Annotated in this window: 21 protein-coding genes; 6 read left to right on the top strand and 15 right to left on the bottom strand. The window is 70.1% G+C overall.

The annotated features are described in order from the left end of the window. Positions 1–5: 5 nt before the first annotated feature. Positions 6–905 (bottom strand): NAD kinase, encoded by a 900-nt coding sequence (locus tag ACFO8M_RS24275; protein ID WP_387980344.1) that lies wholly within the window; start codon positions 903–905, stop codon positions 6–8. 223 nt (positions 906–1,128) lie between these two features. On the opposite strand from ACFO8M_RS24275, the gene ACFO8M_RS24270 reads away from it, so the two are divergent. Next, on the top strand, positions 1,129–2,724 hold the full coding sequence (locus ACFO8M_RS24270; protein WP_387980342.1) for a GMC oxidoreductase: 1,596 nt from the start codon (positions 1,129–1,131) through the stop codon (positions 2,722–2,724). Here the strand turns inward: ACFO8M_RS24270 and ACFO8M_RS24265 are convergent. From ACFO8M_RS24265 to ACFO8M_RS24255, 3 genes are read right to left on the bottom strand one after another with little or no spacing between them, the layout of a single operon-like run. Next, on the bottom strand, positions 2,721–3,509 hold the full coding sequence (locus ACFO8M_RS24265; RefSeq protein ID WP_387980341.1) for a TlyA family RNA methyltransferase: 789 nt from the start codon (positions 3,507–3,509) through the stop codon (positions 2,721–2,723). The two genes, ACFO8M_RS24270 and ACFO8M_RS24265, sit on opposite strands and share 4 nt — an antisense overlap. A gap of 24 nt (positions 3,510–3,533) precedes the next feature. Next, positions 3,534–3,734 carry a hypothetical protein gene (locus ACFO8M_RS24260; RefSeq protein ID WP_387980339.1) on the bottom strand — a complete coding sequence of 67 codons (201 nt, stop codon included), beginning with the start codon at positions 3,732–3,734 and terminating at the stop codon, positions 3,534–3,536. Next, positions 3,731–4,165 (bottom strand): hypothetical protein, encoded by a 435-nt coding sequence (locus ACFO8M_RS24255; RefSeq protein WP_387980338.1) that lies wholly within the window; start codon positions 4,163–4,165, stop codon positions 3,731–3,733. The genes ACFO8M_RS24260 and ACFO8M_RS24255 overlap by 4 nt, the downstream gene beginning before the upstream one ends. Positions 4,166–4,366: 201 nt before the next feature. Between ACFO8M_RS24255 and ACFO8M_RS24250 the strand changes: the two genes are divergently transcribed. Together ACFO8M_RS24250 and ACFO8M_RS24245 are read left to right on the top strand one after the other, a co-directional pair. Continuing rightward, positions 4,367–4,705 (top strand): SCP2 sterol-binding domain-containing protein, encoded by a 339-nt coding sequence (locus tag ACFO8M_RS24250; RefSeq protein ID WP_387980337.1) that lies wholly within the window; start codon positions 4,367–4,369, stop codon positions 4,703–4,705. Positions 4,706–4,914: 209 nt separating this feature from the next. Then, a complete protein-coding gene (locus tag ACFO8M_RS24245; RefSeq protein WP_387980335.1) occupies positions 4,915–5,262 on the top strand; it encodes an SCP2 sterol-binding domain-containing protein in 348 nt (115 codons plus the stop codon). A 105-nt stretch (positions 5,263–5,367) separates the two neighbouring features. On the opposite strand, the gene ACFO8M_RS24240 is transcribed toward ACFO8M_RS24245, so the two are convergent. Both ACFO8M_RS24240 and ACFO8M_RS24235 read right to left on the bottom strand, forming a co-directional pair. Next, positions 5,368–6,402 (bottom strand): HAD-IIA family hydrolase, encoded by a 1,035-nt coding sequence (locus tag ACFO8M_RS24240; protein WP_387980334.1) that lies wholly within the window; start codon positions 6,400–6,402, stop codon positions 5,368–5,370. Next, positions 6,377–7,435, bottom strand: coding sequence for a hypothetical protein (locus ACFO8M_RS24235; protein WP_387980333.1), 1,059 nt, complete (start codon positions 7,433–7,435; stop codon positions 6,377–6,379). Before ACFO8M_RS24235 ends, ACFO8M_RS24240 begins: the two co-directional genes overlap by 26 nt. 15 nt (positions 7,436–7,450) lie before the next feature. Between ACFO8M_RS24235 and ACFO8M_RS24230 the strand changes: the two genes are divergently transcribed. Continuing rightward, on the top strand, positions 7,451–8,974 hold the full coding sequence (locus tag ACFO8M_RS24230; RefSeq protein WP_387980331.1) for a hypothetical protein: 1,524 nt from the start codon (positions 7,451–7,453) through the stop codon (positions 8,972–8,974). Here ACFO8M_RS24230 and tyrS read toward each other — a convergent pair. The 7 genes from tyrS to ACFO8M_RS24195 all read right to left on the bottom strand — a co-directional run bounded on the left by tyrS (position 8,886) and on the right by ACFO8M_RS24195 (position 17,780). Continuing rightward, positions 8,886–10,142, bottom strand: a complete 1,257-nt coding sequence (tyrS, locus tag ACFO8M_RS24225; protein ID WP_387980330.1) for a tyrosine--tRNA ligase — start codon at positions 10,140–10,142, stop codon at positions 8,886–8,888. The two genes, ACFO8M_RS24230 and tyrS, sit on opposite strands and share 89 nt — an antisense overlap. 65 nt (positions 10,143–10,207) lie before the next feature. Continuing rightward, positions 10,208–12,055: an RNB domain-containing ribonuclease gene (locus tag ACFO8M_RS24220; RefSeq protein ID WP_387980328.1), complete on the bottom strand. Its 1,848-nt coding sequence runs from the start codon at positions 12,053–12,055 to the stop codon at positions 10,208–10,210. Positions 12,056–12,148: 93 nt separating this feature from the next. Next, positions 12,149–12,577: an RNA-guided endonuclease InsQ/TnpB family protein gene (locus ACFO8M_RS24215; protein WP_387980804.1), complete on the bottom strand. Its 429-nt coding sequence runs from the start codon at positions 12,575–12,577 to the stop codon at positions 12,149–12,151. A gap of 42 nt (positions 12,578–12,619) precedes the next feature. Then, positions 12,620–13,339 carry a cupin domain-containing protein gene (locus ACFO8M_RS24210; RefSeq protein ID WP_387980326.1) on the bottom strand — a complete coding sequence of 240 codons (720 nt, stop codon included), beginning with the start codon at positions 13,337–13,339 and terminating at the stop codon, positions 12,620–12,622. Between the two features lie 2 nt (positions 13,340–13,341). Then, positions 13,342–14,253, bottom strand: a complete 912-nt coding sequence (locus ACFO8M_RS24205) for a DUF6807 domain-containing protein (RefSeq protein ID WP_387980325.1) — start codon at positions 14,251–14,253, stop codon at positions 13,342–13,344. Positions 14,254–14,287: 34 nt separating this feature from the next. Continuing rightward, positions 14,288–15,385 carry a Gfo/Idh/MocA family protein gene (locus ACFO8M_RS24200; RefSeq protein WP_387980323.1) on the bottom strand — a complete coding sequence of 366 codons (1,098 nt, stop codon included), beginning with the start codon at positions 15,383–15,385 and terminating at the stop codon, positions 14,288–14,290. A 55-nt stretch (positions 15,386–15,440) separates the two neighbouring features. Further along, a complete protein-coding gene (locus ACFO8M_RS24195; RefSeq protein WP_387980321.1) occupies positions 15,441–17,780 on the bottom strand; it encodes a beta-glucosidase family protein in 2,340 nt (779 codons plus the stop codon). Positions 17,781–18,048: 268 nt separating this feature from the next. Here ACFO8M_RS24195 and ACFO8M_RS24190 point away from each other — a divergent pair, with 268 nt between their 5' ends. Continuing rightward, positions 18,049–19,071 (top strand): LacI family DNA-binding transcriptional regulator, encoded by a 1,023-nt coding sequence (locus ACFO8M_RS24190; RefSeq protein ID WP_387980320.1) that lies wholly within the window; start codon positions 18,049–18,051, stop codon positions 19,069–19,071. A gap of 5 nt (positions 19,072–19,076) precedes the next feature. Here the strand turns inward: ACFO8M_RS24190 and ACFO8M_RS24185 are convergent, their stop codons facing one another. Both ACFO8M_RS24185 and bioB read right to left on the bottom strand, forming a co-directional pair. After that, positions 19,077–20,339: an ABC transporter substrate-binding protein gene (locus tag ACFO8M_RS24185; RefSeq protein WP_387980319.1), complete on the bottom strand. Its 1,263-nt coding sequence runs from the start codon at positions 20,337–20,339 to the stop codon at positions 19,077–19,079. A 231-nt stretch (positions 20,340–20,570) separates the two neighbouring features. After that, a complete protein-coding gene (gene bioB / locus ACFO8M_RS24180; RefSeq protein ID WP_387980318.1) occupies positions 20,571–21,638 on the bottom strand; it encodes a biotin synthase BioB in 1,068 nt (355 codons plus the stop codon). Positions 21,639–21,862: 224 nt separating this feature from the next. Between bioB and ACFO8M_RS24175 the strand changes: the two genes are divergently transcribed. After that, positions 21,863–22,810 (top strand): C40 family peptidase, encoded by a 948-nt coding sequence (locus ACFO8M_RS24175; RefSeq protein WP_387980317.1) that lies wholly within the window; start codon positions 21,863–21,865, stop codon positions 22,808–22,810. Positions 22,811–22,833 lie beyond the last annotated feature (23 nt).

Genomic DNA, 22,833 nt, shown 5'->3' with positions numbered 1-22,833 from the left:
GCGAACTAGATTCGGCCGTGACGCCAACCGTCAACGGGCAGAGAGAGTTTCGACACCAGTCGCTGTGCGAAGGGGTGACCCGACATGCGCACCAGGCGCACCGGGCGATCGGAGCGGCGGATCGTCACCGTCGAACCGGACGTGAGCCGCGTGAGCTCCTTGCCGTCGGCGATCAAAGCGCCCTCGGTCCCGATCGACTCGACGCCGATGCGGATCACCGAAGAGGAATGCACCACCATCGGCTTGGCGAACAGGGCGTGCGCGTTCATGGGGACGACCACGAGAGCGTCCACATCGGGCCAGACCACCGGGCCGCCCGCCGACATGGCGTGCGCGGTCGAACCGGTCGGCGAGGCGACCACGACCCCGTCAGAGCCGTAGCGGGAGATCCGGGTGCCGTCGATCTCGATGAACAGCTCCAGCATCCGCGCCGGCTCGGCCTTCTCCACGGCGATGTCGTTGAAGGCCCAGGCGAGCTGCTCCTCGCCGTCGTTGCCGGTGGCCTCCACGGTCAGCGCCGTGCGCTCCTCGACCGTGTACTCGCCGTCGAGCAGGCGCTGGACCACGGTCTCGAGTTCGCCGGTCTCGGCCTCGGCGAGGAAGCCGACCTTGCCGAAGTTGACGCCGAGCAGCGGCACATCGGCCGCGGCGGCGATCTTCGCGGAGCGGAGCACGGTGCCGTCGCCGCCGAGGGCGAGCACGAGGTCGGCGGTGTCGCCGGTGACCTCGTCGCCGACCAGGAGGGCGTCGGGGCGACCGAGCGACCGGGTCGCACCGGAGCAGATCTTCACCGCCACACCCGCCGACCGCAGGGCGGCGGCCAGTTTCTCGGCGAGCTCGGCGACGTCCTCGCGGAGCGGATGCGTCACGACCAGGACGCGGTCCGGCTTCTGCTGCGACCCCACTCGCGCTCCTTCACTGACGGCTACAGGGCCTCGAACTGTACTCCAGGCGGGATCACCCGCAGTACCGGAGAGCATACCGAGGACAACGCTTGCACGAAGTGGTTCGGACGAAAGGCCTGCGAGCCGACTTTCCTTGGGCGGCAACCCGCTTTGACGCTTCGGCAGGTGTGATTCCTTGCGGCACAATGTGTCCCCAACACCACCCGAAACCATTGGAGACCCCATGGCAACCCGCAGACGAATGCTCGGCTACTCGGCGCTCACCGCCGCCGCCACCGCCGGGCTCGCCACCGTCGGCCCCCGCGCCGCCGCCGCGAACGGCGCACACGTCCCGGCCATCGTCATCGGCTCCGGCTACGGCGCCGCCGTCTCCGCCCTGCGCCTCGGCGAGGCCGGCATCGAGACCACCGTCCTGGAGATGGGCCGCCTCTGGAACGAACCGGGCGAGGACGGCAACGTCTTCTGCACCATCACCGCCCCCGACGAGCGCAGCATGTGGTTCAAGAACCGCACCGAAGCGCCCCTGTCCACCCTGCTGTGGCTCGACGTCGTCAACCGGAACATCGACCCCTACCCGGGCGTGCTCGACCGGGTCAACTACGACGACATGTCCGTCTACGTCGGACGCGGCGTCGGCGGCGGCTCGCTCGTCAACGGCGGCATGGCCGTCGTCCCCCGCCGCGACTACTTCGAGGAAGTCCTCCCCGGCATCGACGCCGCAGCCATGTACGACCGGTATTTCCCGCTCGCACAGGCCGAACTCCACGTCAACACCATCGACCCCGAGTTCTACGCCTCCACCGAGTACTACCGCTTCAGCCGCGTGGCCGCCGCCCAGGCCGAGGCCGCCGGGCTCAAGACCACCTTCGTCCCCGACGTCTACGACTTCGACTACATGGAGCGCGAAGCGGCCGGAACCGCGACCAAGTCGGCCCTCGGCGGCGAGGTCATCTACGGCAACAACCACGGCAAGATGAGCCTCGACAAGACCTACCTGGCCTCCGCACTCGCCACGGGCAACGTCACCATCGCCTCCCGCCACCAGGTCCGCGCCATCGAACGGGACGCCGACGGGAACTACGCGCTCACCGTCGAGCACCGCGACGACGCGAACGAGCTCATCGAGACCAAGCGCTTCACCTGCCGCCACCTGTTCCTCGGCGCCGGCAGCCTCGGCACCACGGAACTGCTCCTGCGCGCCCGCGACACCGGCGCCCTCCCCGACCTCGACGAGGCGATCGGCTCCGGCTGGGGCCCCAACGGCAACGTCATGACCGCCCGGGCAAACCACATCTGGAACCCGACCGGGCTCAAGCAGTCCACGATCCCCGTGATGGGCATCGACGACTGGGACAACCCCGAGGCCAGGGTCTTCGCCGAACTCGCGCCGCTCCCCGCCGGCATCGAGACCTGGATCAGCCTCTACCTCGCGATCACCGACAACCCCGAGCGCGGCCACTTCACCTACGACGCCGCCACCGACTCGGCCAGGCTCAACTGGAGCGCCGAGCAATCCCAGCCGAGCGTCGCCGCCGCCAAGTCGATGTTCGACCGCATCAACAAGCAGCACGGCACCTCGTACCGCTACGACCTGTTCGGCGACCACCGGGCCTTCGCGGACGACTTCTGCTACCACCCGTTGGGCGGGTGCGTGATCGGCGAGGCCACCGACGCGTACGGGCGCCTCAACGGCTACGACCGGCTCTACGTCACCGACTCCTCGCTCATCCCCGGATCGATCGGGGTGAACCCCCTGGTGACCATCACGGCGCTGGCGGAGCGGAACCTGGAGGCGATCCTCGCCGCCGACTTCGCTTAAGCGGGGACGCCGCAGGCCGTGTCGACGCCGGCGCGGTCGATCGGGTCGCCTTCGGTGACCATGCGGCAGAAGAACTCCACGTTCCCCTTCGGGCCGGGCAGCGGGCTGGCGGCCACCGCAGTGGTGGTCCAGCCGAGCTGTCCGGCCTTTTCGATGACGTTCCAGACCGCGTCGGCGCGCTGCTTCGGGTCCGCGACCACTCCCCCGGGGCCGACCTGGCCCTTGCCGACCTCGAACTGGGGCTTGACCATCGGCAGCATCACGCCAGTGGACTTGGTGCAGGCGGCCAGCGCGGGCAGGACGAGTTCGAGGGAGATGAAGGAGAGGTCGCCCACGGTGAGGTCCACCTGGCCGCCGAGCAGCTCGGGGGTGAGGTGGCGGACGTTGGTGCGGTCGTGGACGACGACGCGTTCGTCGGTCTGGAGCTTCCAGGCGAGCTGGCCGTAGCCGACGTCGACGGCGAGGACCTCGGCCGCGCCGCGGCGCACGAGGACGTCGGTGAAGCCGCCGGTGGAGGCGCCGGCGTCGAGGACGCGGAGGCCTTTGGGGTCGACGTCGAAGGCGTCGAGGGCGCCGATGAGCTTGTGGGCGCCGCGGGAGACGTAGTCGTCGACGTCGCCGACGAGGCGAATGGAGTCGTCGCCGGTGACGCTCGTGGCGGCCTTGGTGGCGGGGATGCCGCGCAGGTGGATGCGGCCGGCCGCGATGAGTTCGCGGGCGTGTTCGCGGGAGCGGGCGATCTTGCGGCGCACGAGTTCGGCGTCGAGTCGGTAGCGCGTCGGCATGGCGCGGGATCAGTGCTTTCTAGGTCAGGCGTCGTCGACGTTGCTGAGGATCTCCGAGAGGCGCTGCTGGACGCCTTCGAAGACCTGGACGTGCTCGGTGATGGGGAGGTCCGGCAGGGCTTCGAGGCGGCCCAGGGCCTCCTCGACTTCCATTTCGACGTCCTCGGTGTCGCTCGAGGGCTTCAGGCGGCCGGCCAGGGCCCCCGGGTTGGGCATGTCGGTCATGCGTCCTCTTCCTCGTCGCTGGGCGCTTGAGTCGCGGCGGGGGCGGAGGGTTCGGGGGCGTCGGTCGGATCCGCGTGCTTCGCGGACGCCGATGCCGCGGTCGCGCGGGCCTCGGCTTCGGCGAGGCGGATGCGGAGGTCCCGGATCTGCTCTTCGGAGTGCTCGAGGCGGAGGTTGAGGTCGTCGAGGTCGGCCTGGGTGGCGACGCCGAGGCGGGTGAGGCCCGCGTCCATTTCGGCGCGGAGGAGCCGGCCGATGTCCGCGACGGTGCGGGAGCCGTGCTCGCGGGCCTGCTCGGCGCCGGTCTTGAGGTTCTCGGAGCCGGAGCGGAGGTCCTCGCGGACCTTGCCGGCGAAGTCGCGGGCGCGGCGGGCGGGGTCGCCGGCCATGCCGAGGATCGTGTCGAAGTAGGCGCGGGCGGAGTCCGTCATGGTGGTCCCACTCCCTCCAGGGTCGGCCGTGTCCGCGGGACGCGTGTCCCACTGCGCGGTGCGTGCGAGCCGTAGTCTGACTCTGGCCTCAACGGTACTGCCAAGCTACCGGTCCACGGCCATGCCCGCACGGCCGTACCGGCCGGTAACATTCTGACCGGGCGCACTGCCGCGCCCGCGCCGATCGAACAGGAGGGCCCCATGGCCACCATCGACGAATGCCGGACCGCGCTCGAGCAGTTCGCTGACAACCTCGCCTCGAACCCGAAGTCGGTGCGCAAGCTCCAGGGCTTCCAGCGCAGTCTCGCCGCCGACATCACCGACCTCAGCGTGTCCTTCAACGGGAAGTTCGACGGGGGCAAGCTGGTCGACATCGTCGACGGCGACAACCCGGACGCCGAGATCCGCATGGTCGTCTCCTCGGACAACCTGCTGAAGCTCGTCGCCGGGGAGCTCGACTTCATGAAGGCCTTCACCGGGGGCCAGGTCAAGTTGAAGGCCAACATGATGGACCTCATGAAACTCCGTGGCGTGCTTTAGTTCCGCCGCTCACGGGGCCGATTCGCATTGGGGCGCTTGTGTTCTCTTTGTGACGTAGGGTGCGCGAGCTCGGGCCGTGAGGCCGAGTTCGCGCCCTTCGAGTTCCACATGGCCAAATCCGTCCCGGTCGGACGCAAGGGCATTCGGGGCACGTTGTAATCTCTCGGCAGTCGAGCGCTTCGAGCTCAAAACTATTCCGGGAGGACCGTATGGCCACTGTTGACGAATGCCGCAATGTTCTGGAGAAGATGGCGGGCAAGGTCTCCAAGAAGTCGGACGAGCTGCAACTCGAGGACGACTTCGAGCGCACGCTGGCCGTGGAAATCACCGACCTGAACCAGGTCTTCAGCGCCAAGCTGGCCGGCGGCAAGCTGACCGACCTGCTCGACGGCGACGCCCCCGACGCCGAGGTCCGGATCTCGCTCGACTCCGAAGCCCTGATCCGCATTGCCAAGAAGGAAATCAAGCCCGCCAAGGCGTTCCTGCGCGGCCGGATCAAGGTCAAGGCCTCCGTGAAGGACCTCGCCAAGCTGCGCAAGGCCCTGAAGGTCGACTAAGACCGGCAAGCCCGCTGGACCCCGAGGCACTGTCGCCCGAAAGCGCAGTGCCTCAAAGAAAACGAAGCCCGGACTGCGGCAGTCCGGGCTTCTCGCTTGTCCTGCTCAGGCCGACAGGAGCTTCTCGGCGGCCTCGCCGACCGGGATCGGCGGCACCGTCGGGTCGTATCCGGCCATATCGGCTGCGGCCCAACTCAACTCGCACAGGGCCCGCCAGGCGTCGAGCTCGGCGCCCTGGCCACTGAGGCGGATCTCCTTGCCGTCCAACGCAGCGGTCCAACCGCCGCATTCGATGCGGTCCACCGCCTCGTTCCAGTCCGGCTCGGGGTGCGTCTCGGTAAGGGCCGCAAGGCTCCAGCCGAGGTACGTCGGCCGCTGCTCCGGCGGGAGCGCCAGCGCCTGGCGCGGCGAGACGACGCCGGTGAACACCAGCAGCGAGTCGATGCCGGCCCGGTTGGCGCCCTCGATGTCGGAGTCGGGACGGTCGCCGACCATGAGTCCGCGGCCTCCGGGCTTGCGCGCCAATGCTTCCCGGTAGATCGCTTCGCCGGGCTTGCCTGCCACCACGTCCGGCCCGCGGCCGAGCGCGATGCGGATGGCCTCAGCCAGTGCCCCAGTGCCCGGGAGCGGACCGTCCGGAGTGGGCAGTGTGGCGTCGAGGTTCGTGGCGACCCAGATCGCGCCCTGGCGGGCCGCGATGGTCAGGTCGGCCAGGTCGCGCCAGGTGGTCGTCGGCGTCATGCCGTACCCGATGCCCTGCGCCACTGCCGGATCGGTCGTGAGCGTCAGCCCTGCGGCCTCGACGGTGGCTCGCAGCGCGTCGGAACCGCAGATCAACACCGGCGCCCCCGCGGGGAGCCGCTCGCGCAGCTCCGCCGCGACCACCTGCGCGGAGGTCAGGACCTCGGCCGCGTCGGCCGGGATGTCCATGCCCCGCAAGGCGTTGGCGACGGTCTCAGGGCTGCGCGAGGCGTTGTTCGTGACGAACACCGGCGCGCAGTCCAGCCCCGGAAGGGCCGCGATGGTCGCGGCCGCTTCCGGGATCGGCTGGCTCAACAGGTAGACGACGCCGTCGAGGTCGAGCAGCGCCAGGTCGTAAGCGCCGGCGAGTGCCTCAGGGGCGCCTTTCAATCGAGTCATCGGAGTCCTCAGCGTCGGGGGTCGACTCGGCGTTGGAAGGCGCCGGGGTCGCGAACGGTGTGGTCGAAGGCGGCGCAGGCGTCGTCCCGGCCTTCACGTCGCCCTTGACGTCGGCCTCGGACTCCTCGTCTTCTTCTTCGTCGTCGAAGTCGTCGTCCTCGTCGTCTTCATCGTCGTAGTCGTCGTCTTCGTCATCACCGTCGAAGTCGGCTTCCGCGCCGCGGTCGTCGTCCGAGTCCTCGTCGTCTTCATCGTCGAAGTCGTCGTCGTCTTCTTCGTCGTCATCGAGGTCGTCTTCGTCCTCGTCTTCGAACTCGTCGTCCTCGTCGTACTCCTCGACGACGATGCCTTCGAGTTCGAGCAGGCGCTCAGCGGCACCGGTCTCGCCGGTCTCGTCGGCCGCAACGGCCTTCGAGAGCCACTCGCGGGCCTCGTCCTCGTGGCCGTCGGCCAGGAGGCCTTCGGCGTACGCGAAGCGCAGACGCGCGACCCACGGCTCGGTCTTCGGCGAGTTGAGCCCGCCGACCTTGAGCATCGCGGTGGCGGCTTCGCCCATGCCCATGTCGCGGCGTGCGCCGGAGGCGACGATGAGCAGCTCGACCCGCACTTCGGGGTCGACGCTCTCGTCGCTCCCGAACTCGCGGTAGAGGTCGATAGCGCGCTCCGGGTGCCCAAGGGCGCGTTCGCAGTCGGCGATGAGCGCCACGTGGTCGTGGGTGCCGCCGAGGCGCTGCGCGGCGCGCAGCTCGTTGACGGCCAGCTGCCACTCTTCGGCGCCGTACGCGGCCACACCGGTGACTTCGCGGACCACGGCCACGCGGGACGCCTTGCGGCGGGCGTAGCGGGCCTGCTCGAGCGCGCCTTCGACGTCGTCCTCGGCGAGAAGCGCGGCGGCGGCGATGAGCCGGTTGCCGACGGCCTCGGCGAGCTGCTTGTTCAAGCTGCGCAGCCCGGCCTTGGTCTCCTTGTCGAGCTGGTCGAAGCCGTACTCGATGCCCTCGGGGAGGTTCGGGGCCTCGTCGGACTCGCCCAAGCGGATCGGGCCTTCGTGCCCGGCCTCGCGCTCTTCGAGCGGACGCAGGTTGTCCTTGCCGCGGCGTTCCTTGCCGTCCCGACCGAAGCGGTCATCGCCCCGGTCTTCGGTACGGCGCGGGCGGTCGTCGCGGCGCGGGCCGCCTCGGTCGTCACGGCGGGGTCCGCTCCGGTCGTCACGGCGCGGTCCACGGTCGTCGCGGTTGCCTTCGAAACGGCGGGGACGGTCGTCACCTTCGCGGCGCGGACGATCATCACGGTTCTCGAAGCGACGCGGACGGTCGTCGTCCCTGCGGGGGCGGTCCTCGCGGTTGCCTTCGAAACGACGCGGACGGTCATCACCTTCGCGGCGCGGCCGGTCGTCCCGGCTGCCCTCGAAACGACGCGGGCCGCGGTCGTCGCCGTCACGGCGCGGGCGGTCGTCACGGTTGAAACCGCCACGTCCGCCTCGGTCATCGCGGTTGAAGCCACCGCCGCGGTTGTCGCGGTTGAAACCGCCGCCACCACGGCTGTCGCCGTCACGGCGCGGACGGTCATCCCGGCTGCCCTCGAAACGACGCGGACCACGGTCGTCGCGGCTGTAGCCGCCACGGCTGTCGCCATCGCGGCGCGGCCGGTCGTCGCGGTTGCCTTCGAAACGGCGGGGTCCACGGTCGTCGCGGTTGAAACCGCCACCCCCGCGGTTGTCACGGTTGAAGCCACCGCCGCGGTTGTCGCGGTTAAAGCCGCCACCACCACGGCTGTCGCCGTCACGGCGCGGACGGTCGTCGCGGTTGCCTTCGAAGCGACGGGGACCACGGTCGTCGCGGTTGCCCTCGAAGCGGCGCGGACGGTCATCGCCGTCACGGCGGGGACGGTCGTCGCGGTTGCCTTCGAAACGGCGGGGTCCACGGTCGTCGCGGTTGAAACCGCCACCCCCGCGGTTGTCACGGTTGAAGCCACCGCCGCGGTTGTCGCGGTTAAAGCCGCCACCACCACGGCTGTCGCCATCGCGACGGGGACGTTCGTCACGGTTGCCCTCAAAGCGGCGAGGACCCCGGTCATCGCGGTTGAAACCACCACGGCCACCGCGGTCGTCGTCACGGCGAGGACCGCGGTCATCGCGGTTGAAACCGCCGCCGCGGTTGTCGCCGTCCCGGCGGGGACGGTCGTCGCGGTTGCCCTCGAAACGGCGCGGACGGTCGTCACCGTCACGACGGGGCCGGTCGTCCCGGTCCTCGCTGCGCCGCGGGCGATCGTCGCGGCTTTCGTTGCGGCCGTAGCCGCCTCGGCTGTCCCCTCGGCCGTCCTGGCGGTTGTAGCCGCCTCGGCCCGAACGGTCGCCGTAGCCGCCGCCCTCGCGCCGGCCGTAGCCACCACGTCGGTCATCTCCACCCTTGCGGGCGCGGCCGTCTTCAGCCACTCGATTCTCCCCCTCTATTCACCGCGACAAAACCGTTCAAGTGTAGGCCTCAGCCGACGACCTCGAACCCGGCGACGGTCTTCTTGCCGCGCCGGGTCACTCCGTACCGTCCGTGAAGCAGGTCAGAGGGGTCGATAACGGCCTCAGGATCGCTCACCCGGTCGTTGTTCAGGTAGGCCCCGCCCTCCTTCGCGGCGCGGCGGGCCTCGCCCAGGCTCGCGACCACGCCGGACTCCTTCATCGCCTCGGCCACGGTCACGCCGGGCTTGGTGATCTCGGCGAGGCCGGCCTCCACGAGCGCGGCGCGCAGCGTCGACTCGGGCAGCTCGGCGAGGTCGCCGCGCCCGAACAGGGCCTGCGAGGCGGCGACGACGTGCGCGGTCTCCTGGGCGCCGTGCAGCAGCGTGGTCAGCTCCTCCGCGAGCGCCTTCTGCGCGAGGCGGGCGGCGGGCTTCTCGGCAGTTGCCCGCTCCAGCTCCTCGATCTCCTCGTGGGACTTGAACGAGAAGTACTTGAGGTAGCGCACCACGTCGGCGTCGCCGGAGTTGAACCAGAACTGGTAGAACGCGTAAGGGCTGGTCAGCTCGGGGTCGAGCCAGACCGCGCCGCCCTCGGTCTTGCCGAACTTCGTGCCGTCGGCCTTGGTGACCAGCGGGGTCACGAAGGCGTGCACGTGCTCGGCCGCCTTGCGGCGCACGAAGTCGACCCCGGCGGTGATGTTGCCCCACTGGTCGGACCCGCCGAACTGGAGGGTGCAGCCGTGGCGGCGGTGCAGTTCGTAGAAGTCGTTCGACTGCAGGAGCTGGTAGGAGAACTCGGTGAACGAGATGCCGGACTCGAGCCGGGCCTTCACGACCTCGCGGGCGAGCATCTTCGAGATCGGGAAGTGCTTGCCCACGTCGCGCAGGAACTCCACGACGCCCATCTCGCTGGTCCAGTCGAGGTTGTTGACCGGGATCGCGCCGTTGTCGCCGTCGTAGGTGACGAACGGGGCGAGCTGGCCGCGGATCTTCTCGACCCAGCCGGCGACGACCTCGGGCGGGTTGATGCTGCGCTCCCCCGCTTCTTTCGGGTCGCCGATCTGGCCGGTCGCGCCGCCCACGAGCAGCAGCGGCTTCAGCCCCGCCTGCTGGAGGCGGCGGGCGGTGACGACCTGCATGAGGTGGCCGACGTGCAGGCTGACGGCGGTCGGGTCGAAGCCCACATAGAAGGTCGTCGGGCCCGCGTCGAGGTGCTCACGGAGAGCGTCGATACCGGTCGAGTCCTGGAGGAGGCCGCGCCACGCGAGGTCGTCGAGAATATGCACGTCACCATTGTGCCCTAGCGGCCGAAACGCTTTTCGCGCTCCGCGCGCGGTCGTGACCCGCGCCGTCAGGCCTCCGGGGGCCGTCCCGTCTCGCCGAGGGCGAGCGCGACCTCGATGTGGACGCGCAGTTCAAGGGCCGCATTGGTCTTCGCGACCTGCTTGGTCGGGCCCTTGCCTTCGGCGGTGACGCGTTCGCCCGTGCTCGGCATCCAGCCTTCGGCACGGCACGTGAAGATCCGCTCATGTGAGGGACCGTCGACCACGAAGTCCCAGGTGAGCGGTTTGACCATGCCTCTGGCGGCGTAGATCTGGACGGCTTCGGCGGGATTGACCGCGGCGTCCACGAGGAGCTTCTTCGGGCCCTCCACGCGCGGCATCGCGGCGGCGTCGGCGGAGAGGTCCGGCAGGCCGGCCAGCTTGGCCACGAGCGCCAGCGCGGCCTGGTTCCTGGCTTCCTTCTTGTTGCGCTGCAATCGCTTCGGTGAGTCGACCCGTTCGCCGTCGTAGCGGATGACGACCTGCGCGGAGAAGAGCGGCCCCTCGAAACCGGGGGCGTCCTCGACGGTCCACAGCACGTTCGTCTCGTTGCTGACCGGGCCGCCGAGGCGGTCCTGGAGGTAGACGTTCACGATCGACTGAGCCTGCTGGGGCTCGTCGGCGAGCATCCGGTTCATGCGTTCGCGCAGCGGCTCGAACTCGCCGCGGCCGTACAGGTAGACGGAGGCGAACTCGCGCAGTTGGAGTTCGCGGGCGTCGAGGCGGCGGGCGGTGTCCTCGGCGAGCCCGGCGGGGGTCTCGCCCCGCTCGACCGCGAACTGCAGGACGCGGGAGAACTGCTTGTAGGGCAGGGCGGTGAAGTCGGCGGCCTCGGCGTGCCTCGCGGTCTGCTCGTGGGCCTTCTGCTTGAAGTACTCGGCCTTGGCGCGGCGTTCCTCGTCGACGCGTTCGTTGACGTGCTCGGCGACCGCGGTCAGCTCCTCGATCGGGTAAGGACTCGGGTGGCCGAGGGCGGCCGCGAGGATGATGCGCTGGGTGACGAGGTCGGGGTAGCGGCGGATGGGGCTGGTCGCGTGCGTGTAGGCGGGCAGTTGGAGTCCGTGGTGGCCGTGGACGGTGGGGCCGTAGGTGGCGGCGCGGGCGACCATGCGCATGCGGGTGCGGAGCATCTCGAAGGCGGTGCCGTCGCCGGCGGCCGCGATCGAGTCGAGTTCGTCGCGCAGCTCGGCCGGGTCGCCGGCGACGGCGGCGAGGCGGTGGTTGCGGAAGAGGATCGGGAGGTCCTCGCGGACGGCCCACGCCGCGATCTGCGCGTTGGCGGCGATCATGAACTCCTGCACGATGATGTAGCCGGAGTTTCGTTCGGCGCTGTCGAGCCGGACGAGTTGGCCCTCTTCGTTGGTGGCGAAGCCCGAGAGGAGGTCGTAGAACGCGAGCGCGCCCGCGTTCCGGCGGGCGGAGAGCATGGTCTGAGCGAAGCGCAGCGCGAGCGCGAGGGTGCCGTGGAGCGGGTGGTCGGGGTTCGCGGCGGCGTCGGCGGCCTCGCCGTGGGACATGATCCAGGAGCGGGTGAGGCGGCCGGGTCCGAAGTCGGCGGAGACGACCTGCCCGGTGGTGTCGAGCCGAAGGTGGACGGCGAAGGTGTCGTTCTCGCGGTCGGGTTCGAGGGAGGCGGCCTCGACGACGGGCGCGGGGAGCATGTGCCGGGTGTGCTCGGGCCGGTATCGGGTGTGGACGCGGCGGTGGGCCTCGGTGTCGGCGCGACCGCCCGTGGTGACGTGGTCGGCGACGCGGGCGATGTGGACCCAGACGTCGAAGCCGTCCCCGTCGGATTCGATCCAGATCGCGTCGTCGCGGTCCGCCGTGGTCACCGAGTCGATCATGATCCCGGTCTCGGCTGGGCTGTAGTCGGCCAACTGCGCTCCTTCGAAGTCCAGCCGCAATGTTGACATCCTCCCCGCCCTCAACGGACGGGGACTCCCGGCTTGCGGTCCGCTGGCGCGAACCGACTACGGGCGGGTTCCTCGTTCTTCAAGATTCCCACCCGATACAACTGAGAAGGCATTTCTGTTGAATCGAGCGGCCTGCCGTGCCGCGCGTTTCTTAAATCGAGGCGGCCCGATCCTCGGGCCTGGCCGTTTACCCGAGACGGACGCGAAGAAATCGGTGTAAGCCGTTGCGAGGTCGCACAGCGCCTGCTGCAACGGCACTGCTGACACCTCAGCCGACCATGCCCGCTCACCGGTTCGCTTCACATCAGTGGTGACCGCCTTCGCAACTGCACCCATCGAAGGCCGATCCCCTCCGGCTCGCCAAGCGTCCTGGAAGATCCTGAGCGCATCGTTGTAGACCGTGCGAACGCACCCGAACGTCCGAGCGAGCATCCTCGCCTGCGGACGTGTCGGGTAGATCCGGTACTGATACCGAAGCGCGACCATGGCGTACACAGTAACGCAGTGTGCGAGACCGGTCGCACGCCATTAGGGGCGCAGGTCCCAGGTCTCCAGGCGCCCGCACATGCCCCACTTGCGGGCAACGTCCCCGGCACTGGCGACGTGGGCGTCGCACAGGTGGGTCGCGTCGGCTTCGGCGAGGGCGTCCAGGTGGTCGCCGGTGGCGTCGGCCTGGGCCTTGGGTCCGTCGGCCCAGAGCCGGCGCCAGGTGTCGGTGCGGGAGGAGACGAGGTGGGCCGCTTTGTCCCACAAGGATTTCATGGCCGCCGGGCCTTCGGACTCGACGCGCTCGCGCAGGGCTAGGTAGCCGTCGATGGCGAGGTCCCGGCGGGTTCGGGCGGCTTCGCCGCGTTCATGGTCCTCGAGGTGCGGGGCAGCCGGTGCGGAGGCCGCTCTCGCGTAAGCCTCCGGGTCGGCCAGCACCGGTTCGGGGAAGGTGAACACGGCGTCCCCGGCTTCGGGGATGCCCGCGTTCTGCATGACCACCACGAGCTGCAGGTCGCCCGAGAGGTTGACGAGGCGGTGGACCGTCCCGGGGGTGAACCACAGAACGGTCCCTCGCGCGAGGTCGTGGCGCTCGTAGCCGTTCCCCGAGAGCGTCTCGACCGCTCCGGTGCCGCCGGTGACGACGTAGCCCTCGGTGGAGGCGGTGTGCAGATGCGGGCTGCCGCCCGCCTGACCGTCCACGGTGGGCCAGTCGTAGACCGTGACGAGTGAGACGGCCGTGCCGCCGGGGAAGCCGCTCATCGCTACCCCAGCCGGGCCAGTTCGGCGGCGGCGAGTTCGGCGGCCTTGGCGGCGCCCTCGACTCCGGTGTCGCCGTTGCAGATCGCGACCGCGTGCCGCAGGGTCACGGTGTCGCCGGGAGCCATCGGCAGCTCAGTGTCGAAGAACGGCGCGGGGCAGACCGCGGCGAACGGGGTGGTGCGGACGAACCACTTGACGGGTGCGCCGGGGTTCTCCGGGTGGTCGGTGAAGACCAGGGTGGAGGCGGCGTCGACCGAGTCGTGCGCGCCGCGGAAGGCCATCCAGTCCCCGCGCACGCCCATCATCTCGTCGCCGCCCTCGCCGTCGGCGGTGTAGACGCGGCCCTCCGTGAAGGAGCGCGGCCCACGCCAGAAGAAGCCGCCGTAGCCGGCGTTCTCGCGACCCTCGGTGGTGGGGCTGCCCATGACGACCGTGTCCTGCGTGTCGTTGGTGAACGCGGTCGAGAAGGAGAGCACCCACGTGTCGTCCGAGAGCACGGTGACGGTGAACGAGCGGGTCTCGGAGAAGAAGTGGCGGCCGTCCTCGGTGATCCAGTCGAGGCGCTCGACTGCCTTGACGCCGTTCTCGTCCGAGGTGAGCTCGGTGAACTCCTGGTGGACCATCGCGCCGTCGTTCTTCTCGTCCACGTAGCCCTTGCCACGGCGGAAGGTGCGCCCGCCCCAGAAGTTCTCGGGGCCGGCGTTCGGCAGCGAGAGAGCGATGCCCTTGTGCCACACGTGGTCGTGCGGGCGGTAGAGGCTCACCTGGTGGCCGGCGAGGTCGTACAGCGGCTCGAAGTAGGGCCGGGGGGATTCGAACTGGTCGTTGTCGGGGCGGTACACGTACCGCAGGATCTGCAGGTCGCCCTTGGTGATCGAGAGGGCGGTGCCGTCGTCGGCGAGGCTCAGCGTCATCGTGGTTCTCTCCAGTCGGATCTCGGTCGGGCGGTCACTTGCGGTCGGGCCAGGGGGCACCGGTGCCGTCCATGCGCTGGTAGAAGGGCGAGGTCGGGTCGATCTCCCCGGCGCGGATCCGCTTGCCGGTGAAGGCGGAGGCGTAGATCGCGGCGAGCAGTTCGAGGGTGCCGCGGGCGTCCTCGAGGGTGACCGGCGGGGCGGCCTTGCCGTCGAGGGCGTCGGCGATGCGGGCGAACTGGGCGCCGTGGCTGGAGTTGCGGCCGCGCGGCTCCCCGGCCCAGGCGCGGTTGACTTCCTCTGCGGCCGAGTCGATCGGGTGGACGCTCCAGTTGTCGTCGCCGTAGCCGTAGAGGTGGTCGAGCTCGACGGTGGCGTTGTCGAAGTCGAGGCGGATCTGGGAGACCTCGCGCGGGGAGAGCAGCGAATTCGTGATGACCGCGGACGCACCGGATTCGAGGGTGACGATCGCGTGCGAGACGTCTTCGGTGTTGGTGATGCGGCGGTGGCGGTGCGCGGTGGCGACCACTTCGGACCAGGGCCCGACCATCGACAGGAGCGTGTCGATCTGGTGGATGCCGTGGCCCATCGTGGGGCCGCCGCCTTCGGTCTCCCAGCGGCCGCGCCATTCGACCGCGAAGTACTCCTCGGGCCGGTACCAGAGGGTGTCGCATTTGGCGACGGCGAGGCGGCCGAGGACGCCGGAGGCCATCATGTCGCGCACGCGTTCGGCGGCGGACCCGAAGCGGTGCTGGGAGATGAGGGCGAAGTCGCCCTCCGAGCCGGAGGCGGCGGCCGCGATGCGGTCGAACTCCTCCAGGCTGAGGGCCGGGGGCTTCTCGCAGATGACGTCGACCCCGGCTTCGAGGGCGGCGATCGCGCCCGGGGCGTGGGCGACGGGAGGCGTGCACAGGTCGACCAGGTCGAGCGGCCCGGCGGCGAGCAGCTCCTCGATCGAGGCGTAGCCGTGCTCGACGCCGAACTTCTCCTTGAACGCGTCGAGGCGGGCGGTGTCGGGGTCGACGGCCGCGACCAGTTCGATGCGGCCCTTGCAGTGATCGAGCAGCTGCTGCGCGTGCAGATGTGCGATGCCGCCGGTGCCGACAACGGCAAGACGGTAGGGGGAGGTCACAGTGGACTCCTTTGTCACGAGGGTCTGTAAACGTTTTCCAGCGTCTCCGGCAATACTAGCCGACAACGGTCTCGGTGGTGGCCTGGGTCGCGAGAGCGCGGGTCCCCGGTTCCAGGCGCCGCGTGCCCGTCACCTCGACGCGCACCGGTGCGGCGAGGTCGGCGGCCGAGCGCCCGAGGCGCAGTTCGAGCGTCCCGGCCTCGACGACCCACTCGCCGTCGACGCCGACGAACGCGGCCAGGTCGACGGGCATCGCGAAGCGGGCCTCGCCGGCCTCGCCGGGGGCCAGGTCGAGCCGGGCGAAGCCGACCAGGCGCTGCACCGGGCGGACCACGGAGGCCACCGGGTCGTGGAGGTACAGCTGCACGACCTCGGAGCCCTGGCGACCGCCGGTGTTGCGCACACGGACGGCGACCTGCACCACGCCTTCGGTCCCGACCTCCGGGCCGGAGAGCAGTTCCGGTGCGTCCCAGGTGAACTCGGTATAGGACAGGCCGTGGCCGAAGACGTACCGGGCCGTGGGGTCGACGGAGGAGACCGAGGAGCGGCGGGCCAGTTCGGGGCCGAGGTAGGTGGCGGGCGGGGAGTCCGGGCGCGCCGGGACGCCCGCGGGCAGGCGTCCTTCGGGCTCGGCCGCGCCGGTGAGCACCGCGCTGATCGCGCCCGCGCCCTCTTGGCCGGGCAGGAACGCCTGCACGATCGCGGCGGCCCGGTCGGGAGCGGTGCCGAGCGCGTACGGGCGGCCGGAGATCACCACGACCACCGTGGGCGTGCCCGAGTCGAGGACCGCTTCGAGCAGGGCCGACTGGCGGCCCGGCAAAGCGTGCGAGGGCGCGTCGCAGCCTTCGCCGGAGGTGCCGCGGCCGAAGAGTCCGGAACGGTCGCCGACGGCGACGATCGCGAGGTCGGAAGCCGCGGCGGCGTTCGCGGCGGCGGCGATCTCGGCGTCGGTGGCGTCGAGGACCGAGCCCGAGGCGAGGTGCTCGATGGCGGCGGCCGGCAGGTCGGCGGCGAGCCGCTCCGCGAGGGTCGCGATCGCGACGCCCATGTCGACGTGCGGGTACGGGTCGTCGGAGTCGATGGAGTCGGCGTCGTTGCGGCCGTGGTGGTTCGGGAAGGCGTAGCAGCCGAGCATGACGGCCTTGTCGTCGGCGACCGGGCCGATGAGCGCGATCCGGCCGAGCTGTGCCTCTGCAGACCCTGCATTGAGCGGCAGCGTGCCGTCGTTGGCGAGCAGCACGATCGACTTCCGCGCCACTTCGGCGGCCAGCGCGCGGGCGTGCGGCGGGTCGAGGTCGATCGTCCCGGCGGGCTCGGGCAGCTCGTCGAGGAGGCCGAGCTCGATCTTCTGGGTGAGGACGCGTTCGACGGCGCGGTCGATCACGTCCTCTTCGATGCGTCCGGCGGCTACGGCGGCCCGCAGGGGCTCGCCGTAGCAGTCCACGCTCGGAAGTTCGACGTCCACACCGCCCGCGAGGCCGAGCGCGGCGGCGTCGGAGCGGTCGGCGGCGACGCCCTGCAGGGAGTTGAGGAAGTTGACGCCGAAGTAGTCGGAGACGACGGTGCCTTCGAAGCCCCATTCGTCGCGCAGGACGCCTTGGAGGAGTGCGCGGTTGGCGTGGGTGGCGACGCCGTCGTTGGCCGCGTAGGAGGGCATGACGGAGCGGGCGCGGCCGATGCGCACGGCCATCTCGAACGGGGTCAGGTAGGTCTCGGCGAACTGGCGGGGGCCGATGAAGACGGGGCCGAAGTTGCGGGCGGCGTGCGAGGCGGAGTATCCGGCGAAGTGCTTGAGGGTGGCGACGATCCCGGCGTCCTGCAGGCCTGAGACGTAGGCGGTGGCGAGGGTGCCGGTGAGGTAGGGGTCCTCGCCCATGGTCTCTTCGGTCCTGCCCCAGCGGGAGTCGGCGACGACGTCGAGGACGGGGGCGAGACCCTGGTGGACGCCGACGCTGCGCATGGAGACGCCGATCTGCTGGGCCATGGCGCCGATGAGTTCGGGGTCGAAGGTCGCGCCCCAGGCGAGCGCGGTCGGGAAGATGGTGGCGCCGTGGGCCATGAAGCCGGTGAGGCATTCCTCGTGGGCCAGGGCGGCGATGCCGAAGCGGCTGGAGGAGCGGATGCGCCGCTGGAGGGCGGCGAGGTTCGCGGCGCCCTCGGCGGCGGCCACGGGGGCCGAGCCGAAGGGCCGCGTCAGCTGGCCCAGTCCGTGCGCGATCGCCTCGTCCTCGGAGACGTCGCTGACCTGCTCGCTCTGGTGCGGGGCCATGTCGCCCGCGTCCGCGTCGACGCCGCGCCACAGGCCGTACAACTGCGCGCATTTCTCTTCGAGCGTCATTCGCTTGACCAGACCGGCGGCCCGTTCGGCCGCGTCCGCAGAGGTGACGGTGTCCATGCTGCTCCACTCAAGCGGCCCGAAGCGCTGGAGAACACTGCTTCCGGGCCGATAGTTTCTGAAACTTTTCTGATCGTTTTCGATACAGGTTCGCACACCATAACATCGATGACGGGCTACTTCTAGGGCTGATCTGAGGTTGGGATGCGTTTGCCCAGGGTCGCGAAACGGTCCTTATTCCCGAAACTTTCAGATGGAATCCGGGAGCCCGGGGAAGCCGCTATAGGATGTCGGCATTACGGTTGGGCATGGACGACCAGGAGGACTCTTGAGCGAAGACGAACACGGGCGCATCACGATCCGCGCCATCGCCGACGAGGCGGGGGTCAGCGTGCCGACGGTCTCGCGGGTCATCAACGGACGCTCGGACGTCGCGCCCGAAACGCGCAAACGCGTCGAGGAGCTGTTGAACGAGCGCGGCTACCAGCGCCGCCGCTCCACCCGCGCGCCGAGCCGTGCGCGCTTGGTCGACCTGGTCTTCAACGAACTCGACAGCCCGTGGGCCGTGGAGATCATCCGCGGCGTCGAGGACGCGGCGCACGCCGCCGGCGTCGGCACCGTGGTCTCGGCCGTCCACCGCCGCCGGGCCTCGACCGAGCAGTGGCTCGACAACCTGCGCACTAGGGCCTCGGACGGCGTGATCCTGGTGGTCTCGCAGCTGGCGTCCCCGATCCTGGAGCAGCTGCGCCACCTGGGCGTCCCGATGGTCGTGCTCGATCCCTCAGGCGGCCCGACGATGGACGCCCCGGCGATCGGGGCGACGAACTGGGCGGGCGGCCTGGCCGCGACCGAGCACCTGGTCTCCTTGGGGCACCGCCGGATCGGCTTCATCCACGGCCCGAAGCAGGTGCTGTGCTCGCGCGCCCGCTTCGACGGCTACCGCGCCGCGTTCGACGCCGCGGGCCTCGCGTACGACCCGACGATGGTCTACGACGGCGACTTCAGCCACCAGTCGGGCTTCGACGCGGCGGCCGCGCTGCTGCGTCTCCCCGAGCCGCCGACCGCGATCTTCGCCTCGTCGGACCAGATGGCCTTCGGCGCTTATGAGGCGATCCGGCAAGCGGGTCTGCGGATCCCCGAGCAGGTGAGCGTGGTCGGCTTCGACGACCTCCCCGAATCGCGCTGGACCAGCCCCCCGCTCACCACGGTCCGCCAGCCCCTGGCCGAGATGGGCGCCCTGGCGGCGCGCACGGTCCTGGAGATGGCGGCGGGCAACGAGATCGACTCCCCCAGGCTCGAACTCGCCACCGAACTCGTGGTGCGCGAGTCGACCGCGCGGTATACCGACTAGACGGGTCAGCCCTGGGGGATGCCGGCGTTCTCCAGGGGCACCGGCGCGGCCTCGACCTCGGTCACCTGGCCCACGTTGACGTTGTACGTGGTGCCCTCGTAGTCCTGGACGCCGTCCTCGATGGTGGCGATGCCGACGGTCTGGTATCCGGCGTGGTTGTCGTCGCTGTAGGAGAGCGGCACGATGCCGTTGCCGAGCAGCTCCCCCGATTCCACTGCGGCGATGAGCGACTCGCGCGTCGGCTCCTCGCCCGCTGCGGCGAGGGCCTCGGCGAACAGGTACCCGGCGCTCATGCCGAACACGGTGTTGGCGGTGAACGGCGCCCCGCCGTTGTACTCGTCGTTGATCTGCGTGAACAGCGCGACCCAGTCGCTGTCGGGGCTGAACGGCAGGTAGTTGACGCTCACCATGCCCTCCAGGAGAGCCGGGCCGGTCTCCTCGCCGAGGTACTGGACCAGCGTCGGATAGTCGGCGCCGGAGGAGGAGACGTACCACTGCGGCGACCACCCGAGCTGCGCGGCCGTGCCGATCGCCATGGCGGTGAAGCCGTTGATGGTGCCGAGGATGTTGACCTCGCACTCGGCCGCCATGAGCCTGCCGATCTGGTCGGTGATGTCGGCGTCCGAGGCCAGGTAGGTCTGGACCTCGGCGATCTCGTTGCCGCCCAGGACGGTCTCGACGCCTTCGAGGATGCCGTCCCCGTAGTCGTCGGCCTGCCCGAGCACGCAGACCCGGGCGTCCGGCTGCCGGTCCAGCGCGTACTGGGCCAGCGCGGCGCCCTCGGTGACGTACTCGGCGTTGAAGCCGAAGGTGTTGGGGTAGACGTGGGGCTGGTTCCAGACGCGCGAGCCCGAGGAGATGAACAGGTCCGGCACGCCCTCCTCGTCGACGTAGTCGAGCACCGAGGAGTGGGTGGGGGTCCCGAGGCCGTTGACGATGGCGAAGACCTCCTCTCCTTCGACCAGGTCGGTCACCGCGCTCTGGGTGTCGACCGGGTCGTAGGCGTCGTCCTTGACGAGGTATTCGATCTGGCGCCCGTTGATGCCGCCGTTGGCGTTGACGTAGGCGAAGTAGGCCGAGGTGGCCGCCGAGATCGACGCGTACCCGGCCGCCGCCTCACCGCTCAGCGGCTGGTGTGTGCCGATCGTCACCGTGTCGTCGGTGATGCCGGGCGTGCCTTCCTCGACCGGCTCGGAGCAGGCCGCAAGTGCCATTGACGCCGTTGCCGCCAGGGCCACGACGGCCGACATCGTTGCGGGAGTGCGCATTCCGATCACCTCTGTGTGTTCGCAGTCGATCCGGTCCCTACTGGCGAGTAGTAACCGGGGTGAAGCGAAATAGTACGTGCATTCGGTGAGCCGCGGGGTCCCGCCCACCTGGCCGATCGGTCAGAATTCCATCGAGCAACTCCGATATGTCGGACAAAGACGGGGCCGCCCTTCGGGCGGCCCCATCGTGCTCGATCGCGTCGTTTGTCGCCCCGAGGGGCATCGGTCCCGTCAGGCGTTCGGCGCCACGTCGGTGCCCGCCCCTCGCTTGCGGACCTTCACGGCTTCGCGGACCTCCGCCGGAGCCTGCTCCAGGCCGAGGGGCACGAGGCCGGCGTCGGCGATGAGCGCCAGGTCGTCCTTCGCGGCCTGGCCTTCGCTGGTCAGGTAGTCCCCCAGGAAGACCGAGTTCACGATCTGGAGCGCCACGGCCTGCATCTGCCGCAAGTGGACTTCGCGTCCGGCCGCGAGCCGCACCTCGGCGGCCGGGTTCGCCAGGCGCACCATCGCCAGGATGCGCACGCACCGGCGCGGGTCGAGCTCCCACGTGTCCTCCAGCGGCGTGCCGTCGAAGGGCAGCAGGAAGTTCACCGGGATCGAGTCCACATTGAGTCCCCTGAGTCCCAAGGCAACCGACACGAGGTCGGCGTCCGACTCGCCCATGCCCGCGATGAGGCCGGAGCACGGGGAGAGCCCCGCGCCGTGCGCGGCGTTCACCGTGTCCACCCGGTCGTTGAACGTGTGCGTCGAGCAGATCTCGGCGTACGAGTCCTCCGAGGTGTTCAGGTTGTGGTTGTAGGCGTCCGCGCCGAGGTCGGCGAGGCGCTCGGCCTGGCCGCCCTTGAGCAGCCCCAGGCACGCGCACACCTCGACCCCCGGCGCCGCGTTCTTCACCGCCGCGATCGTCTTGCCCACCCGCTCGACGTCCATATCGGTCGGCCCGCGCCCGCTCGCGACCAGGCACACCCGCGAGGCCCCGCCCGCGACGCCGGCCGCGGCCTGCTCGGCGGCCTGCTCCGGGCTCAGCCACGTGTACTTCAGGACGTCGGCCTTCGAGCCGAGCCGCTGCGAGCAGTAGTTGCAGTCCTCGGGGCACAACCCGCTCTTGAGGTTCACCAGGTAGTTGAGTTTGACGGTGTTCCCGAAGTGGCGGAAGCGAAGTCGCGCCGCGGCGGCCACCACGTCCATGAGCTCGGCGTCCGTGCTCGCCAGCACCGCTTCCAGGTCGGCGGCGGCCGGGGCCTCACCCGCGTCGGCGGCGGCGGACAGGCGGCTGAGGGCTTCATGCACTGCGGTCATGGCAAAAATATTGCCACAGCTCCGGCGCGCCGAACCTTTCGCATGGTTCGCGGCCATTGGGCGAAATAGCCTCCGGAGTTCACACTCCGACCGCAGCGTCGCCATCTGGATACACTTGCTACAGTGGGTGGTCGGTGCTGCGAAGAACGCGGCGGGCTGGTGGAGATCCCCCCTGCTCGCGTTTCATACGACGAACCGCCCGAACCATCCGGAGAGAATCAACCGTGCCGATCGCACCTGGACAACCGGCGTTGATCGCCGTCGCAGTCGCGACCCTCTGGGCCCAGCCCTCGGCCCCCAGACCTGAGGACCGGCTCGCGTTGGGCGTGCCGTCCGCCATCCGAGAATGGGTCGCCCGGCTCACCAACGACATCCGCGCCAACGGCCTCAAAGGACGTGTGCGTACACAATGCCTCCTCGGCACCCGTGTCGAGGTCCGCAAGGTCGAGGACGGCTGGGCCGAAGTGGTCTGCCCGCAGCAGGAGACCTCGGGCTGGGTACCGCTCGATCAGCTCGTGTACCCCGCCGAAGGCGACTCGGAGGGCGTCGAGCACCTCGTCAGCGCCACCGCCACCGCCGTGCGCGAAGAGCCGGGCGGCGACGTCGCCATCCCCGGCGTCACGCTCGGCACCCGCCTGCGGGTCGTCGGCGCGCCCTACCGCGGCTGGGTCCCCGTGGCCCTGCCCGGTCCCCGGCAGCCCGGCTGGGTGCCCCAGCGCGACCTTTCCAACGAGCCCGCCTCCGCCTCGCCCTCGGACTCGCTGATCGCGGCGGGGCTCGACGCGGTGAAGCTCGCCCATCAGCTGCTGGAGATCCCCTACCTCCACGGCGGTGTCAGCGCCTACGGCATCGACGCCCCGGGGCTGGTGTGGATCGTTTACCGCCAGTTGGGGATCGACGTGCCGCGCTTCAACGAGGCGCTCATCGAGACCGGCGAGTCGGTCGAGTTCGAGGACCTCCACCCGGGCGACCTCGTGTTCATCGAGCACGGCGGCGACCCCAGGACCCCGGCGATCATGGCCGAGCGCAGCCAGTCGGACCTGCCCGAGATCATCTTCTCCTCGCCGGTCTACGGCAAGGTCGTCGTCGAATCGCTCCGGGACGCCGAGCTGGCCCGCATCACCGCCTGCCGGCGGCTGCCCGTCAAGGCGGGCAACAGCAGCGCCGTCTGACACGGACACAGCGAAACGGCCCG

It is taken from the genome of Glycomyces rhizosphaerae, from assembly GCF_042647865.1.
GTDB classification, from domain to species: domain Bacteria; phylum Actinomycetota; class Actinomycetes; order Mycobacteriales; family Micromonosporaceae; genus Glycomyces; species Glycomyces rhizosphaerae.
Note: the sequence above shows the minus strand (reverse complement) of the source record. Positions and strands in the feature narration are given on the sequence as shown.

Bases quoted from the DNA above. Each gene is read 5' to 3' on its own strand.
- ACFO8M_RS24205 (WP_387980325.1), bottom strand. From the start codon at position 14,253: ATGACGCTGAGCCTCGCCGACGACGGCACCGCCCTCTCGATCACCAAG.
- ACFO8M_RS24195 (WP_387980321.1), bottom strand. From the start codon at position 17,780: ATGGACACCGTCACCTCTGCGGACGCGGCCGAACGGGCCGCCGGTCTG.
- ACFO8M_RS24215 (WP_387980804.1), bottom strand. From the start codon at position 12,577: ATGGTCGCGCTTCGGTATCAGTACCGGATCTACCCGACACGTCCGCAG.
- bioB (WP_387980318.1), bottom strand. From the start codon at position 21,638: ATGACCGCAGTGCATGAAGCCCTCAGCCGCCTGTCCGCCGCCGCCGAC.
- ACFO8M_RS24245 (WP_387980335.1), top strand. From the start codon at position 4,915: ATGGCCACTGTTGACGAATGCCGCAATGTTCTGGAGAAGATGGCGGGC.
- ACFO8M_RS24185 (WP_387980319.1), bottom strand. From the start codon at position 20,339: ATGCGCACTCCCGCAACGATGTCGGCCGTCGTGGCCCTGGCGGCAACG.
- ACFO8M_RS24265 (WP_387980341.1), bottom strand. From the start codon at position 3,509: ATGCCGACGCGCTACCGACTCGACGCCGAACTCGTGCGCCGCAAGATC.
- ACFO8M_RS24260 (WP_387980339.1), bottom strand. From the start codon at position 3,734: ATGACCGACATGCCCAACCCGGGGGCCCTGGCCGGCCGCCTGAAGCCC.
- ACFO8M_RS24240 (WP_387980334.1), bottom strand. From the start codon at position 6,402: ATGACTCGATTGAAAGGCGCCCCTGAGGCACTCGCCGGCGCTTACGAC.
- ACFO8M_RS24255 (WP_387980338.1), bottom strand. From the start codon at position 4,165: ATGACGGACTCCGCCCGCGCCTACTTCGACACGATCCTCGGCATGGCC.
- ACFO8M_RS24210 (WP_387980326.1), bottom strand. From the start codon at position 13,339: ATGAGCGGCTTCCCCGGCGGCACGGCCGTCTCACTCGTCACGGTCTAC.
- ACFO8M_RS24250 (WP_387980337.1), top strand. From the start codon at position 4,367: ATGGCCACCATCGACGAATGCCGGACCGCGCTCGAGCAGTTCGCTGAC.
- ACFO8M_RS24270 (WP_387980342.1), top strand. From the start codon at position 1,129: ATGGCAACCCGCAGACGAATGCTCGGCTACTCGGCGCTCACCGCCGCC.